Annotated in this window: 16 protein-coding genes; 8 read left to right on the top strand and 8 right to left on the bottom strand. The window is 65.8% G+C overall.

Annotated elements, in window-relative coordinates; translation table 11 throughout:
* The first annotated feature begins 83 nt into the window (after window positions 1–83).
* A complete protein-coding gene (locus tag ACHQ4I_RS26835) occupies window positions 84–947 on the top strand; it encodes a class I SAM-dependent methyltransferase (RefSeq protein ID WP_420774955.1) in 864 nt (287 codons plus the stop codon).
* Window positions 948–1,059: 112 nt separating this feature from the next.
* Here ACHQ4I_RS26835 and ACHQ4I_RS26830 read toward each other — a convergent pair whose 3' ends face one another.
* The 3 genes from ACHQ4I_RS26830 to ACHQ4I_RS26820 all read right to left on the bottom strand — a co-directional run bounded on the left by ACHQ4I_RS26830 (window position 1,060) and on the right by ACHQ4I_RS26820 (window position 3,771).
* Window positions 1,060–2,286 (bottom strand): site-specific integrase, encoded by a 1,227-nt coding sequence (locus tag ACHQ4I_RS26830; protein ID WP_420774618.1) that lies wholly within the window; start codon window positions 2,284–2,286, stop codon window positions 1,060–1,062.
* Window positions 2,287–2,350: 64 nt separating this feature from the next.
* Window positions 2,351–3,127 (bottom strand): ABC transporter permease, encoded by a 777-nt coding sequence (locus tag ACHQ4I_RS26825; RefSeq protein WP_420774617.1) that lies wholly within the window; start codon window positions 3,125–3,127, stop codon window positions 2,351–2,353.
* Entirely contained in the window at window positions 3,124–3,771 is a 648-nt protein-coding gene (locus tag ACHQ4I_RS26820) for an ABC transporter ATP-binding protein (protein ID WP_420774616.1), read from the bottom strand. Before ACHQ4I_RS26820 ends, ACHQ4I_RS26825 begins: the two co-directional genes overlap by 4 nt.
* Before the next feature lie 119 nt (window positions 3,772–3,890).
* Between ACHQ4I_RS26820 and ACHQ4I_RS26815 the strand changes: the two genes are divergently transcribed.
* From ACHQ4I_RS26815 to ACHQ4I_RS26800, 4 genes are all read left to right on the top strand, one after another.
* A complete protein-coding gene (locus tag ACHQ4I_RS26815; RefSeq protein ID WP_420774615.1) occupies window positions 3,891–4,457 on the top strand; it encodes a TetR/AcrR family transcriptional regulator in 567 nt (188 codons plus the stop codon).
* 21 nt (window positions 4,458–4,478) lie between these two features.
* On the top strand, window positions 4,479–5,219 hold the full coding sequence (locus ACHQ4I_RS26810) for a cupin domain-containing protein (protein WP_420774614.1): 741 nt from the start codon (window positions 4,479–4,481) through the stop codon (window positions 5,217–5,219).
* A gap of 176 nt (window positions 5,220–5,395) precedes the next feature.
* Window positions 5,396–6,586 carry an NAD(P)/FAD-dependent oxidoreductase gene (locus ACHQ4I_RS26805; protein ID WP_420774613.1) on the top strand — a complete coding sequence of 397 codons (1,191 nt, stop codon included), beginning with the start codon at window positions 5,396–5,398 and terminating at the stop codon, window positions 6,584–6,586.
* Window positions 6,587–6,596: 10 nt separating this feature from the next.
* On the top strand, window positions 6,597–7,535 hold the full coding sequence (locus ACHQ4I_RS26800) for a sigma-70 family RNA polymerase sigma factor (RefSeq protein ID WP_420774612.1): 939 nt from the start codon (window positions 6,597–6,599) through the stop codon (window positions 7,533–7,535).
* 156 nt (window positions 7,536–7,691) lie between these two features.
* On the opposite strand, the gene ACHQ4I_RS26795 is transcribed toward ACHQ4I_RS26800, so the two are convergent.
* Complete coding sequence (locus ACHQ4I_RS26795; protein ID WP_420774611.1) at window positions 7,692–8,735, bottom strand: fused (3R)-hydroxyacyl-ACP dehydratase subunits HadA/HadB; 1,044 nt, start codon at window positions 8,733–8,735, stop codon at window positions 7,692–7,694.
* Window positions 8,736–9,262: 527 nt separating this feature from the next.
* Here ACHQ4I_RS26795 and ACHQ4I_RS26790 point away from each other — a divergent pair.
* Genes ACHQ4I_RS26790 through ACHQ4I_RS26780 form a run of 3 tightly spaced genes read left to right on the top strand, consistent with a single transcriptional unit; the run spans window position 9,263 to window position 10,631 of the window.
* Window positions 9,263–9,559: a hypothetical protein gene (locus ACHQ4I_RS26790; RefSeq protein ID WP_420774610.1), complete on the top strand. Its 297-nt coding sequence runs from the start codon at window positions 9,263–9,265 to the stop codon at window positions 9,557–9,559.
* Window positions 9,537–10,088: a DUF4279 domain-containing protein gene (locus ACHQ4I_RS26785; protein WP_420774609.1), complete on the top strand. Its 552-nt coding sequence runs from the start codon at window positions 9,537–9,539 to the stop codon at window positions 10,086–10,088. Before ACHQ4I_RS26790 ends, ACHQ4I_RS26785 begins: the two co-directional genes overlap by 23 nt.
* Window positions 10,089–10,100: 12 nt before the next feature.
* Window positions 10,101–10,631, top strand: a complete 531-nt coding sequence (locus tag ACHQ4I_RS26780) for a hypothetical protein (protein WP_420774608.1) — start codon at window positions 10,101–10,103, stop codon at window positions 10,629–10,631.
* Between the two features lie 191 nt (window positions 10,632–10,822).
* Here ACHQ4I_RS26780 and ACHQ4I_RS26775 read toward each other — a convergent pair whose 3' ends face one another.
* The 4 genes from ACHQ4I_RS26775 to ACHQ4I_RS26760 form a co-directional block, all read right to left on the bottom strand.
* A complete protein-coding gene (locus ACHQ4I_RS26775) occupies window positions 10,823–11,032 on the bottom strand; it encodes a hypothetical protein (RefSeq protein WP_420774607.1) in 210 nt (69 codons plus the stop codon).
* Between the two features lie 46 nt (window positions 11,033–11,078).
* Window positions 11,079–11,315: a hypothetical protein gene (locus ACHQ4I_RS26770; protein ID WP_420774606.1), complete on the bottom strand. Its 237-nt coding sequence runs from the start codon at window positions 11,313–11,315 to the stop codon at window positions 11,079–11,081.
* 99 nt (window positions 11,316–11,414) lie between these two features.
* Window positions 11,415–12,032, bottom strand: a complete 618-nt coding sequence (locus ACHQ4I_RS26765; RefSeq protein WP_420774605.1) for a GNAT family N-acetyltransferase — start codon at window positions 12,030–12,032, stop codon at window positions 11,415–11,417.
* Window positions 12,033–12,066: 34 nt separating this feature from the next.
* Window positions 12,067–12,252 (bottom strand): hypothetical protein, encoded by a 186-nt coding sequence (locus tag ACHQ4I_RS26760; protein WP_420774604.1) that lies wholly within the window; start codon window positions 12,250–12,252, stop codon window positions 12,067–12,069.
* Between the last annotated feature and the right edge of the window lie 877 nt (window positions 12,253–13,129).

Genomic DNA, 13,129 nt, shown 5'->3' with positions numbered 1-13,129 from the left:
ACGTGCGGCGCGATCGGTGCCGGTGGAGTGTGCGTGAGTGAGTTCATAGAGCACGCGCCACATTCGTGAGTAGGTTCTTGAATATGGAGAACGACGGCCCCAGCCGGACAGCGCTCGTCACCGCCTACGCCCGCGCCTATCACCAGATCGCTGACCGACCACAGATCTTCACCGACCCCGTGGCGGCGCGTCTGCTCGGCGTCACCGCGGAGGAACTGACCGAATTGGGCAGGCCCACAACCGATCCCCTCGGTCTCGCGGTCAGCGATCGGGCACGCCGCCTGTTCTTCGCCGCCCGCGCCCGCTTCGCCGAGGACGCCGTGGCCGCGGCCATCACCGCTGGTGCGCGGCAGGTCGTGATCCTCGGTGCGGGCCTGGACACCTTCGCCTATCGCAATTCGCGCGCGGACTTGCGTGTCTTCGAGGTAGACCACCCCGCCACCCAAGCGTGGAAACACGAACGCCTTGCTGTAGCCGGAATCCACCGCCCTGAAACGTTGACCTTCGTGCCGGTCGATTTCGAAACCCAGACGCTGGCAGCGGAATTGGAATCCAGCGGATTCAAACGGACGGAGCCGGCCGTATTCGTATGGCTCGGCGTCGTGTTCTATCTGACCCCGAACGCCGCCCACGCCACCCTCGAATACATCGCTGGTCAGGCCCAGCCGGTCGAGGTGGTCTTCGACTACCTGCAGCCCGCGAACAGCGACGAGGACCGTGCGCACCAGCAGGCACGTGCCGATCGGCTGGCCGGCGTCGGCGAACCCGTGTTCAGCTACTTCACACCCGACGACATCGCCGCACAGCTGCGCACCCTCGGCTTCACCGGCCTCGAAGACCACTCCGCCCCCGACCTCATCGCCGGCTACCTCGACGGATCCGCAGGATTCGAGGGCGAACCGTCCCGCGCACTGCGCACGATCCGCATACTGCGCGCGAGCCGCTGAGGATTGCCTGCCGCGGCGACGTGCACCACATTCTGTCGCGGCGGCCGCGTCGCGGCCTCCATCGTGACAATGTGCAGTGTTGCATTGAATGCATTACAACCTAGTTGGTGACCTACAGCCCGAGTTTGGTAACGGCGTTGTCTTCCAAGGGGTTTGCGGTGCGGATGTAGTTGTGCACAGTGCGGGGGTTGGACCAGCGGCCCTGGCGCATTATCTCGCGGTCGCTGGCGCCGCCGAGTGCGGCTTGGGTGGCGAATCCGGCGCGCAGTGAGTGTCCGGAGAACAGGTCCGGATCGAGTCCGGCGCGGGCCGCGTAGCGTTTGACGAGTTCGGCGATGGCGCGGCCGGACATCGGTTCGGTGCCGATGCCGCCGTGGCGGTTGATGGTCGGAAACAATGCGAGCGTGGTGTTTTCGGCGAGTGCGGTGCCCTGGTAGCCGTGGCAGCGGTGGATCTCCGGGGGCGTCGCGGGTGTGTCGTCGAGCCAGGCGCGCACATCGCCGTGGTCGCGGTGGACTTCGAGTAGCCGGATCCAATCGGCGAACGCGCAGACCGGGCAGGTGTGCGGGCGCTGGCCGCGGGGGAGTGCGACGCGTTGTTCGGCGATACCGGTCGGGTCGGTTTTGGTCGTGGGAAGTTGTACGAGCAGCAGCGGCTCACCGGTGCCATGATCGAGATCCACCCGCACGTCGGCGATCCGCAAGCCGGCAAGTTCGCTGCGGCGCAACGCCCCCGCGAATCCGACGAGCAACGCCAAGGCATCGCGGCGGCGCGCGGGTTCGGTCGGCCACTGCGGTTCGGGCAGCCCAGCGAGGAGTTGTTCGAGGGTGTGCAACAGCACCGGGCGCTTGCGTTTGGGCTGCGTGCGGCGGGTCCGGCGGATGCCGCGCAGAGTTAGGCGAACCACATCGGAGCGTGTCGGCGACGGCAATCCGTTGGCGGCGTGCACCGCGGCGATAGCGGCGGATTTGCGTTCGAGGGTGGCGGCACTGAACGCCCACCGCCGCGACCCATCGTCACTGTGACGCAACGCATCCGCCGCCGCGGCCAGGTACACCGCGACATCGAGCGGATCCGCGGGCAGCGCCTGCCGACCTTCGGCCGCGCACCACCCCGACCACGCGATCCAATCGGTTCGATACGCCCGCAACGTATTCGCCGACTGCGACGCCTCCAGATACCGCCGCAACGCCCCGGCCTGCTCATCATCGAACCGCTCCCGCACCAACCGCAGCGCCACCGCATCGACGAGCACACTGCGCACCCCACGCCGCAACTCCGTGCGCACCGACTCCGGCACCGCGACCACCGCATCGCCCACCCGCCCACTCCCATCCATTCGCGCACCCAGCCCAGCAAAGCCTATGCGTTCTGCGGCGATTCGGGTGTCTTGGCAACACGCGTCAGTCCGGTAGCGGCACCAGCCGATGCGCATCGTCGAACAGGTAGGATTCGGCGACCCGCGCGCCGGTGAGCGCGGCCAGGGCGGTGGCCGCGAGCAGCATGTACATGACCACGATCTGGTAGCGAATGGCGGTGAGCGGGTCGACGCCGGCGAGGATCAGGCCGGTCATGGCGCCGGGCAGGCTGATCAACCCGACGACCTTGGTGGCATCGATGGTGGGGATCAGGGCGGTGCGCAGCGCGGATCGCCGGTGCGGGAGGAAGGCCTCGCGCGCCGAAAGACCCAGGCACAGCCGGGCTTCGATGGCCGGGCGCGCGTTTCGGGCATCCTCGTGGAGTCGGCGCAGCGCGATGCCGGTGGCTTGCATCGAGGCCGAGACGATCATGCCGCCGACCGGTACGACGACACGGGCCTGGGTGGAAATCACACCGAGCAGGATGAGCGCGCCGAGGGTGATGGCCGATCCGGTGCCGACACCGATGGTGGCGGCCCGGCGCGCCCGCGGCAGACCCTTGCCGCGTCGGCCCGCGACCTGTCCGGCGATCAGCACCATGAGCACGACCCAGGCGAGTCCGCCCGGTAAGCCGGTGTGCCGGAACAGGATCAGCAGAATGGCACCAACAGCGACCAACTGGGCCGCGGCGCGGGCGGCGGCGATGAGCAGTTCGCGGGTCAGGTGCAATTGCTGGCGATAGGCGATCGCGGCCGCCACGGCGACCAATACCAGCGAGGTCGCGACACCCGGCCAGCCGGGTACGGAAAGCTGTTCTGTCACTGGGGTTTCCGTTCATCGCTGGGGGACAGGTGCCCGTGTTGCAGAGTCCAGATGTCGTCGGCGACGTCGGTCACGAAGGTGGTGTCGTGGCTGACCAGGATGACACCGCCGCCGGCGGCGGTGTGCTCGCGTATGAGAGTGCCGATCGCCGTGGCGGATTCGGCGTCCAGGGCCGAGGTCGGTTCGTCGAGCAATAGGACTTCCGGTTCGACGGCGAGAGCGCGGGCCAGGCACACCCGCTGCGCCTGGCCGCCGGATAGTTCCAGACAGCGGCGGTCCCGGAAGTCCGGCAAACCCACCCGGGCGAGCAGCGTGTCGATGCGATCGGATCCGAGATCGGCGCGGCCGACGCGGATCTCGTCGGCGACGATATCGGTGAGCAGTGTCGGTCGCTGTGGCACCAGCCCGACGCGGCGGCGCAGATCCGGGGCGGGGAACTGGGTGATCGGGATGTCATCGAGCAGGATCCGGCCGTCGCTGGGTTCGTCGAGCCGGTTGAGCAGCCGCAGCAGGGTGGTCTTGCCGGTGCCGCTGGGTCCGAGCACCGCCGCACACCGACCTCCGGGGAACCTCACGGAGATGTCGGTGAGTATCGGCGTGCGGCCATACCTCGCACTGACCCGTTCCAGACTGATATTCGGCACGGTCCCACCATTCCCTATCGGCAGGATCATTGCCCGGTAGGGCCAGCAGATTTCCCTTGTCGACCAACGCTCTACACGCTGAGGCCGGTTCTGTACCTATTAGTATGTACACTCACTGGGTGAGCACCAGGGACCGCCTCGTCGAAAGCGCCCGCGCACTGCTGTGGGAACGCGGTTATGTCGGCACCAGCCCGAAGACCATCCAGCAGCGGGCCGACGCCGGTCAGGGCAGCATGTATCACCACTTCGCGGGCAAAGAGGATCTGGCACTCGCGGCCATCCGACGTACCGCCGACGAGACCCGAACCAGTATCGACGCGCAGTTGTCGTCCCCCGGCACGGCCGTCGAACGCATCACCGATTACCTACGCCGCGAGCGTGATGTATTGCGTGGCTGCCCGATCGGCCGATTGACCCAGGACCCCGAGGTCATGGCCAACCCCGCGCTGCGGGCTCCGGTCGAGGAGACCTTCTCCTGGCTGCGCGCACGGCTCGCGGATGTTGTTCGCGAGGGCCTGGATCGCGGCGAACTGGAACCCTCCCTCGACCCGGCGTCGATTGCCGCGACGATCGTCGCCACCCTCCAGGGCGGATACATCCTCGCTCGCGCGGACGGCACCACCGAACCCTTCGACCAGGCGGTCACGGGCATGCTCGCGCTACTTGCCGCACACACCAACCGGTAACAGCACAGAAGGAATCACAGCGTGCGTATATCTCGGACACCCGGCACCAGCGTTGCCGCTGCGTCCCAATGGATCACCGGTGACGTCGGGATCGACACGGTCGCCGCGCCCGAAGGAGGACAGCGCACGCATATCGACAGCGTCCGGTTCGCGCCCGGCGCTCGCACCGTCTGGCACCGCCACCCCCTCGGCCAAGTACTCATAATCACCGAGGGCACCGGTCTCGTTCAGCGCCGCGGTGGACCCGTCGAGACTATTCACACCGGCGATACCGTGCACATCGACGCCGACGAATGGCATTGGCACGGCGCCACACCCAGCACCGCTATGACCCATCTGGCCATCGAGGAGATCCCGGACGGTGCCACACCCGAGGCCGGCGCCCCGGTCACCGACGCCGAGTACCCGAGCGCCGATAGCGCCGACATCCCACCGATCACCCGCTCGATCCTGCTCGACCAGCTACTGCGAGTACCGCGCCCGACACACCGGGTCGAGATCCGTCGCATCACGATCGCCCCCGGCCACGCCGCCGGGTTGCATATCCACAACGGCCCGGTATTCGGGAGTATCGAAACCGGCTCGGTGATCTACCAGATCGACGGCCGCCCCCCGTCCACGCTCACCCCCGGCGATGTGTTCTACGAACCCGAAGGCGCCCGCATCGCCCGCTTCGACGCCCAGCACGAAGGCGTCACCTTCCTCGCCCACTTCCTCCTCGACCACGACCAAACACCCGAAATCGCATTCCCCGAGCACTAGGTCTGCGATCAAGATCAGGTGGCAGTGGTGGCGGAGTCTTCTCGGGCGATGCCGCCACAGCTTCCCCGTGATCACACGTCCAATCCCGGGGGGGTGATCCATGTCACTGGTTGGGGGTGTCCGGAATTCGGGGGCTGTCTCGTTCAGGGAGCACGTGAACCAGACAGGAGCGAATCATGAAGCACCGCATCGTCGTCCTCGGGGCCGGATACGCCGGAGCCTTTTCCGCCGGATACCTGGCCCGCCAATTGCATTCCGACGACTTCGAGATCACCGTCGTCAACGCCGAACCCGATTTCGTCGAGCGGCTGCGCTTACATCAGCTCGCCGCTGGGCAGGATCTGCGCCACCGGCCGTTGGCGGAGGTGTTCGCGGGCACCGGCATTCGGCTCCGAGTGGCGCGGGTAACCAGCCTCGACGCCGAAGACCGGGCTGTCACAGTCGTCGACGGCGAGGGCATCGACCGGCTCGAATACGACACCCTGCTCTACACCCTCGGCAGCACCGCCGCCGACCACGGCGTTGCCGGCGTGGCCGAGCACGCCTTTCACGTGGCCGCGCGGCCGGCCGCGCTGCGCCTGCGCGCCCGCCTGGACGAGCTGGGCGAGGACGCGAAGGTGCTGGTGGTCGGCGGCAATCTGACCGCGATCGAGGCCGCCACCGAGATCGCCGAATCCCGTCCAGTACTTCGGGTCAGCCTCGCCACCAGGGGCGAGGTGGGCGGCTGGCTGAGCACCAAGGCCCGCCAGCACCTGCTGCGTGCCTTCGACCGGTTCGATATCACGATCCATGAGCACACCACCATCGCGCGCGTCGAGGCGGCCGCTGCCCTCGCCGCCGACGGCACCGCTTTCGCCTCCGACGCGACCGTGTGGGCCGCCGGCTTCGCCGTCCACCCGATCGCCGCCGCCAGCGGCCTCGCGGTCGAAACCAACGGCCAGATCACCGTCGACCGTCAGATGCGGTCGATCTCGCACCCGAATGTCTACGTCGCCGGTGACAGCGCCTTCGTCATCGCCGAGAGCGGTCTTCCGTTGCCGATGTCCTGCGCGTCGACGGCACCGACCGCCAAGCAGGCGACGGCCACAATTATCGGGGACCTGACCGGGCGCAAGATCCCGACGATCACGATGTCCTATGCCGGCAACCACATCAGCCTCGGCCGCAAGGACGCGATCTACCAGTTGGTCGACAAAGCCGCGCGTACGAAGCCGCGGCCCCTGTGTGGCCGGACGGCCGCGCGAGTCAAGTCGTCGATCCTCGACGGTGCCGCCTGGGCCTTGAGCCACCCGAACCTCGGAAAGCCGAGTCACAAGTACCGCTTGGCCAGCACCCGAGAGCGCTCGATCGACGTGGTCTCCGCATAGAGTCGTGCTCATGGACACCGCCACCGTGGCGCGTTTCGAGGCCAGCCGGAATCGGCTGGCCTCGCTCGCCTACCGTCTGCTCGGCTCTGCCGCCGACGCCGAGGACACGGTGCAGGACGCATTCCTTCGGTGGCAGGCCGCCGATCGGGAGTACGTCGAGGTGCCCGAGGCATGGCTGACCAAGATCGTCACCAACCTCGCACTCGACCGACTCCGCTCGGCGAAGACGCGGCGCGAACGCGCGGTCGGCGCCTGGATGCCCGAACCGCTCCTCGACGGCGACCCGATGCTGGGCCCGGCCGACACCGTCGAGCAGCGCGAATCGGTCACCCTGGCGGTGCTGACGCTCATGGAGCGTCTATCGCCGCTCGAACGGGCCGCCTACGTGCTGCGCGAGGCCTTTGCCTACAGCCACGCCGAGATAGCCGAGATTCTCGGCATCACCGAGTCCGCGAGTCAGCAACACATCCACCGAGCCCGGCGTCGAATCGCCGCCGCCGGCAACCGAACTCACATCGACCAGGCCTGCGCACGCCGAATCGTCGAGGCGTTCGTCGAGGCCGCCTCCTCGGGCCGCACCGAAGCCCTGGTCGCGCTGCTGACCGACGACGCGACCGGCATCTCCGACGGCGGGCTGGGGCTGGCCGAGAAGCTGATCCGGTACGCGACCCCGCAGCGGATCGCCAGCGCGGTGCGGGCAGGCTTCAAACCGTCTCCGGCCAAGCGCAGACTCGCCGGTGGCTCCCCCTCGATCCATGCCGCCGTGATCAACAACTGCCCGGCCATGCTCGCTACGCTCGGCGACCGGGTCGTGGGCGTCGCGATCCTGGAGATTCGTGACGACAAGATCTCAGTCGTGCGCGGCATCGCCGCCCCGGACCGACTCGGTCGCCTCACCGAGGAATGGCAGCGGCAGGGCCACGATGTCCCGCTGATCGAATCGTGGTAACCGGCTGCCCGACACTCGATCTCACGTTCGTCTACCAATTCCCAGCTAGTGGGGATCCCGGTAGTAATCGCCGAAAAACAACGGTATCGCGCCGGTACGACCGGCCAGCCCGAGCATGCCCAGGGCCAGCAACGGCCCGAGCTATTGCGGCGGCGGTTATGCGAGGCGGACTTCCGCGGTAGCGAGGCCGAAAACCTTGCGGCCGGCCGACTTCGCGACGATGACGACAACAGCGGTCCTGGTGTCGGGATCGACCGACTTGATGCGCCCGGTGAACTCCACGGTTCCAGCGGAGGCGGCTTCGATGACCGTGTAATTCGACAGCCGAACCCCGTATCTGATGAGCGCGGCCGGGTCGCCGAGCCATCCGGTGACGAATCCCGCCCCTAGGCCCATCGTGAGCATGCCGTGGGCGATCACATCCGGAAGACCCGCGAGTGCGGCGACCTCGTCATGCCAATGGATGGGGTTCGCGTCGCCGGAGACCCCGGCATAGTTCACCAGATCGCCGCGTGTCAGGTTCACGGACCGAGCGGGAAGCTCGGCACCGACGGCGATGTCCTCGAATCGGAGCACGGTGCGCGGGACACGCGTGGATGAGATCGACGAAAGACGTGCAGTGGTCTCGGAATCCGGATCGGTCACCAGCAGCCCGTCCAGATCGGCGGACACGGCTGCGGTTCGGGCGGTTGTGTCGAGCCCGCTCATGATGACGCGCTCGATCATGTCGCTGATGTCAGCGTTGACGTCCTCGCTGGTGATGCCGACGACGGTGGTATGCATGATCTGCACGACGTCACCGGCCTGGTCGGTGAAAGTGTTGGTGATGGTGAGCAGGTCCTTGCCCGCGATACGGCGGACCGAGGAGAGCTCGACATCGCTGACCAACCGGTCGCCGGTGAGCACCGGCTTGTACATTTCGAAAACCTGATCGGTCTGCAACAACATGTCGTAGCCGGTCATGATGGTCTCGAGCATCCTGCGGTTGGCCAACATCGCGGCAGTGGACAGGAACGTGGTCGGCGCGATCAGACCGGCGTATCCGAGCTCACCGGCAGCGTCCTCACTCCAGTGCGCCGGGTGGAAATCCTGTACCGCTCGCGCGTACTCGCGGATCTTCTCCCGCCCCACCTCGTAGTAGTCATCCGTTCGATAGCGATGCCCCACCAGCCCAACCACATCGAACGCCGCTTCCGCCAAAGCCCCTCCTCCATCCGGATTCCTTCGGCACTCGTAACCGACACCGGCAGTGCCGAATTCACGAGTGAAACCCCACCTTCTCACAAGACGGCGCGCTAGTGCCGAAAAAGTCGATCGCCCCCAGCATTCGGATCCGCCCAGCAGTCGCGGGGAACGGGATGAATGCTCCGATCACCTGCGCCGCGACGACGAACTGATCATTCCCCGCCTGTCATCGCCGGTCCGATCTGTGCGGCAAATGGCCGAACTGGCCGCCACCGCTCGATGAAGCTTGTGAGTTCTCAGTGCAACTGGCGGACTGAGAGCGTCTGACCTGCGATCCGCCAGCCGCGCTAAGGCAGGCGCCGACGGATTCTTCTCGAGCTGAGTGGCGGTTTGCGCGGCGTCGGGCGTTGAGAGCCGCCTCAAATTCGCCCCAGGGGCGCACGCTTCGCTGGCAGAGTCCTGGGTCTAGCCTGCGATGGTGATGGATAGGCTGCATCGTCCTTTGCTGTTCCTCGACGTCGATGGACCGTTGATCCCGTTCGGTGAGTCCGGCGCTGGGCTTGCCGTCGCTGGCGGTGGTGGATTGGCCTGAGCGGCCGGACGATCCCGTCGATGAATGGTTCGGGCTGCATTGGAAGACCCGAGCATTGATCGAGTGGGCGGCGGGGCGATCGTTTATCTGGATCGACGACGAGATCGGTGACGGCGACCGGGAATGGGTGTCGGCGCATCACGGTGGCCGAGCCCTTCTGCATCATGTTGATCCTCGGATAGGACTGCAGCGCAGTGATTTCGACGCCCTCGTCGAGTGGATTGATGCCCCGGCGGCAGGTACTTGAGTCGTGGGGCTGTCGGGTCTGTGGTGGGATCTGCGCCGTGAAGATCAGCCAGTACTGCTATTTCTCGGTGAGGAGCACCTCACTGTCGGCTATAGAGATGGCCCGGCGGCTTGGGATGGAGCCGGACAATGTGCTTGTCATGGGCAGCCGGTCACCCGAACGTGTCCTTCCGCGCTTTCATGCGTGGCAGATCGTCCGCCGCAGCGATGAGAGCGTCGACGACCAGATTCGGCATCTGGTGGATCGGCTGGAATCGGTTCGTGCCGCGCTGGTCTCGTTGTGCTCCGACGACGAGGTCAGCTCGGTTATGCAGGTCGTGCGCTATTTCGGTGATCCGGATGGTGTCGAGGCCGCCCCCGATGACACCACCTGGGAGCGGGCTCAGGAGCGGCCTCGGCCGCTGGGATGGCATCTATCGCTGCCGGTGCTGCAATTCCTGGCGTCGACTCGGGCTGAGCTTGATGTCGACGAATACGACCTGAGCGATGATGCTGCGGATAGCTTGACAACTGGCGACGCCAGTCGGTGAGATGGTCGCGCGATGACCGAACCTGATCCAATTGAACTGGACCTCAACGCCGCTCGCAGAATGTATCCGGTCGGCAACCATGTGTCCGGGACGGTCACGCTGATCCCGCGCCCCGGTGCAATCGGGTTGTTCGTCGACTTGGGTCGGCCGCCATTCGGGTTCGTCGATGTGCTCAACCTGCCGGAGTCCGTCGATCGGTGGCCGACCGTCGGCACTGTCACCGAGTTCGAGGTGCTCCAGCACACGCACCAGCAGGTTCGGCTCTGGCCGCTCGACGCGGCCTTCCGATCGAGCACTGCGGGGTGGCCGACCATGAGCGAGCCTGAATGGCGTGCCGTGAAAAGCCGCCATCCTGTGGGTTCCGAGGTGACTGCCGAAATCACTCGGGTCTTCCCGCTGAACCGCGAATACTTCGTCGAATTCGACGGTTTCTGGTCCGCGCTCCCGTGGTCGGGCGCGCCGCCCGCTGTCGGAACCAGCGCTCTCTTCGTTGTCGACCGACATCTCGATGAGACCCGCAGGATCGTGCTGCGTGGTGCCTGACCACGGACGTGAGAACTCCGTCAGTTCGGCCGAGAAATCACCGTGAATTCTCAGCCGGACTGGCAAGAGCGAGCGTCTGGCCTGCGGTCCGCCAGCCGCGATCGCGCGGGCGCCGACGGGTGTTTCTCAGGCTGAGCCGCGGGTTTCCGTGGCGTCGGCCGTTGAAAGCCGCCTCATGCGTTGCCGAGAACCTATGGCCTGGTTGCGTTCAGGACCTCCAGCTTGACTGGCTCGATGAGTCCGTCAGGCTCGATGGCGCGCAGGGTGTCGGCGACTTCTTGCTCAAACTCGGCGCGGCGGTCGCCTAGCAGCCGACGAAGCGGCAGTGAGGTCGAGTAGAGATATCCGATCACCTGCTCAGTCGTCCAGGATCGGTCGAACTCATAGACTGAGCGATACACCTGCGCGAACGGTGAATTCGCAAGCACCTGCTCGTGTGTCTGGTGGTCAACGGCGCTTGTCTCGACGACCCGGCAACGGGTCCGCTGGCGCCAATTCCGGCGGCAGATAACGGTATTGGATGTCTTCGACGGACCTCTGCCATGCGGTGGCCGGCCGGACCAGGCAGTTGTCGTTGGCAATCACGATGGCGCCGTTCTTCTCGATCATGGCGTCAAGCTGTACCGCAGCCCAGATCGAGGAGCCTGCCGGTGCCGTCGAGGTGAAACCGCTCAACGAGATCATCGAAGAACCGCTGCGGGTAGTCCGGTCGATAGCGTGCGTAGTGCCATGCGGTTCCCTCGAACAGACCGCTGTCGGAGGGCCTGGATAAGTCGGTCATCTTCAACGGATATCAGAGCTCCGCGAATGGGTCTCGGCGAACGCGTCGCCTTCCGCTGAGGCTTTGAACGAGTGCAGGCTGGCCATGCAAAGCGTCTGTTCGGCATCGAACCATTCGAAGGTGCCGACAGGCTGGAATCCTAGGCGGACCGCGAGTCTGAGCGAGCGTCTGTTGGCGGTTTGGGTCGAGATGAGGACCGGTTGGTCGGGGAGTTCGTCCGCGGCTGCGCGTAAGACCGCAGTGGCGGCCTCGAACGCCAGTCCGGCGCCCCATGCCTCGCGCCGCATCAGGTATCCCAGTTCCAGTTCCTCGCCGTCGTCGGTGACGTGACCGGGCCAGTCGGCGCGGCGTCGTTTGAGTTCGAATGTTCCGATGAGATTGTTGGTGGCTTTGTCGGCGATAATGAAGGTGCCAGGGGTAGCGGTCGCGTTGGCTGCGCCGCCGATCCCGTCGAGGAACTGCTCGACGCCTTCCCGCGGAAGTGGGCCGCCGATATAGGCCGCGACCTCCGGGTCGGTCCGTAGTCCGATGAGCCGTTCCCGGTCAGCGTCGCAGGCCTTGCGCAGCAGCACCCGCTCTGCTGCGATCTGGACGGCGGACAGCATTGACAGCTGGTTCATGTGGTCCCTCCCCTTTGAACGTTGATCAATCAGATCATGTCACCGGCCCGTAGGTGCTCTGGTTGAGTTCTCGATGGACATCGATCCAGAGTCGGAGTGGATCGCCGTGGTAACCGAGCGCGTCGGCGAACGTCTTGGGCTGGCCGAGTCGGTGCGCTATGTGGCGATAGAAGTCGTTGAGGGAGAACAAGTTCGGTGCGGTGACGATGGCCCGGCGCAAATGCGGGTCGCACAGGATCTCGGTGAGGACGACGGCTTCGGGCAGGGTGACCAGGAAGGTCGGCGCGGGAGATCCCGCGGATTCGATGCTTCTTTCGCGGCGTCGCCAGGTTCGGGCCGGAAGTCCCGTTCGGAGCGTTGCAACCGCGCGAAACGTCTTTGTGCGGTGAGGATCTCGGGAGTGCCGGTGAGGTCGACCTGGTCCTTACAGTAGTCGGGTCCGGTGCGGACCCAGCGGCGATGACGCCGGCAGATGGCGGGCGCGTCATCGGGATAGACCTTGATCGTCGGTCGGCCGGGGATCCGGGCTGTGCAGGCGCTGCAGTGGTCGCCGATATGAGTGCTGTCGGCGCGTGCGCTGATGACGGGGCATCGCTCGGGAGGGTCGCCTGGGCTGTCGATTGTGTTGAGCATCGGCAGGATTCGTCGTAGCCGATCGAGTGGCATGTCCGCGAAGGCGGCCAGTCGATGCTTGGCCGGTTCGTTCAGGATCACCTCGTGGTTGTCGAGCATCGAGCGGCAGGGCGGGCCATGTCGTGGTTCTCCGATTGCTCGCAACAAGGTGGTGGGCATGGAGATGTCGTTGACGGCCGCGAGCCGGAAGACGTTGGTTGAGAATCCGCCACCTTAGGTGAGACCTCACAGCTACAGCGACATCGATTCCCGGGGGTACCCAGTTTTTCGCGAGTTACGTTGAGGTTTCGTTTCGTATGTACAAACCAAACGAAAACGAAACTCTGGCAAGCGGGTTGCGAGGATCGGGGTGAGGCTGACCCCCGATAATGTTCACTTATCGGGGGTCAGGATGGATCGGTTGGCGGGGAAAGTTCTTGGGCCGACACGGATTTCGTTTCGTGTGAATACGTTGGAAATGACGA

Origin of the sequence: Nocardia nepalensis (assembly GCF_048910785.1) — a bacterium.
In the GTDB taxonomy this organism is placed as follows: domain Bacteria; phylum Actinomycetota; class Actinomycetes; order Mycobacteriales; family Mycobacteriaceae; genus Nocardia; species Nocardia nepalensis.
The sequence above is the reverse complement of the archived record's forward strand: the minus strand, read 5'-3'. Positions and strand labels throughout refer to the sequence as shown.

Excerpts from the sequence above, each read along its gene's own strand:
- ACHQ4I_RS26830 (WP_420774618.1), bottom strand. The coding sequence starts at position 2,286 with ATGGATGGGAGTGGGCGGGTGGGCGATGCGGTGGTCGCGGTGCCGGAG.
- ACHQ4I_RS26770 (WP_420774606.1), bottom strand. The coding sequence starts at position 11,315 with ATGATCTCGTTGAGCGGTTTCACCTCGACGGCACCGGCAGGCTCCTCG.
- ACHQ4I_RS26805 (WP_420774613.1), top strand. The coding sequence starts at position 5,396 with ATGAAGCACCGCATCGTCGTCCTCGGGGCCGGATACGCCGGAGCCTTT.
- ACHQ4I_RS26785 (WP_420774609.1), top strand. The coding sequence starts at position 9,537 with ATGCCCCGGCGGCAGGTACTTGAGTCGTGGGGCTGTCGGGTCTGTGGT.
- ACHQ4I_RS26835 (WP_420774955.1), top strand. The coding sequence starts at position 84 with ATGGAGAACGACGGCCCCAGCCGGACAGCGCTCGTCACCGCCTACGCC.
- ACHQ4I_RS26765 (WP_420774605.1), bottom strand. The coding sequence starts at position 12,032 with ATGAACCAGCTGTCAATGCTGTCCGCCGTCCAGATCGCAGCAGAGCGG.
- ACHQ4I_RS26780 (WP_420774608.1), top strand. The coding sequence starts at position 10,101 with ATGACCGAACCTGATCCAATTGAACTGGACCTCAACGCCGCTCGCAGA.
- ACHQ4I_RS26800 (WP_420774612.1), top strand. The coding sequence starts at position 6,597 with ATGGACACCGCCACCGTGGCGCGTTTCGAGGCCAGCCGGAATCGGCTG.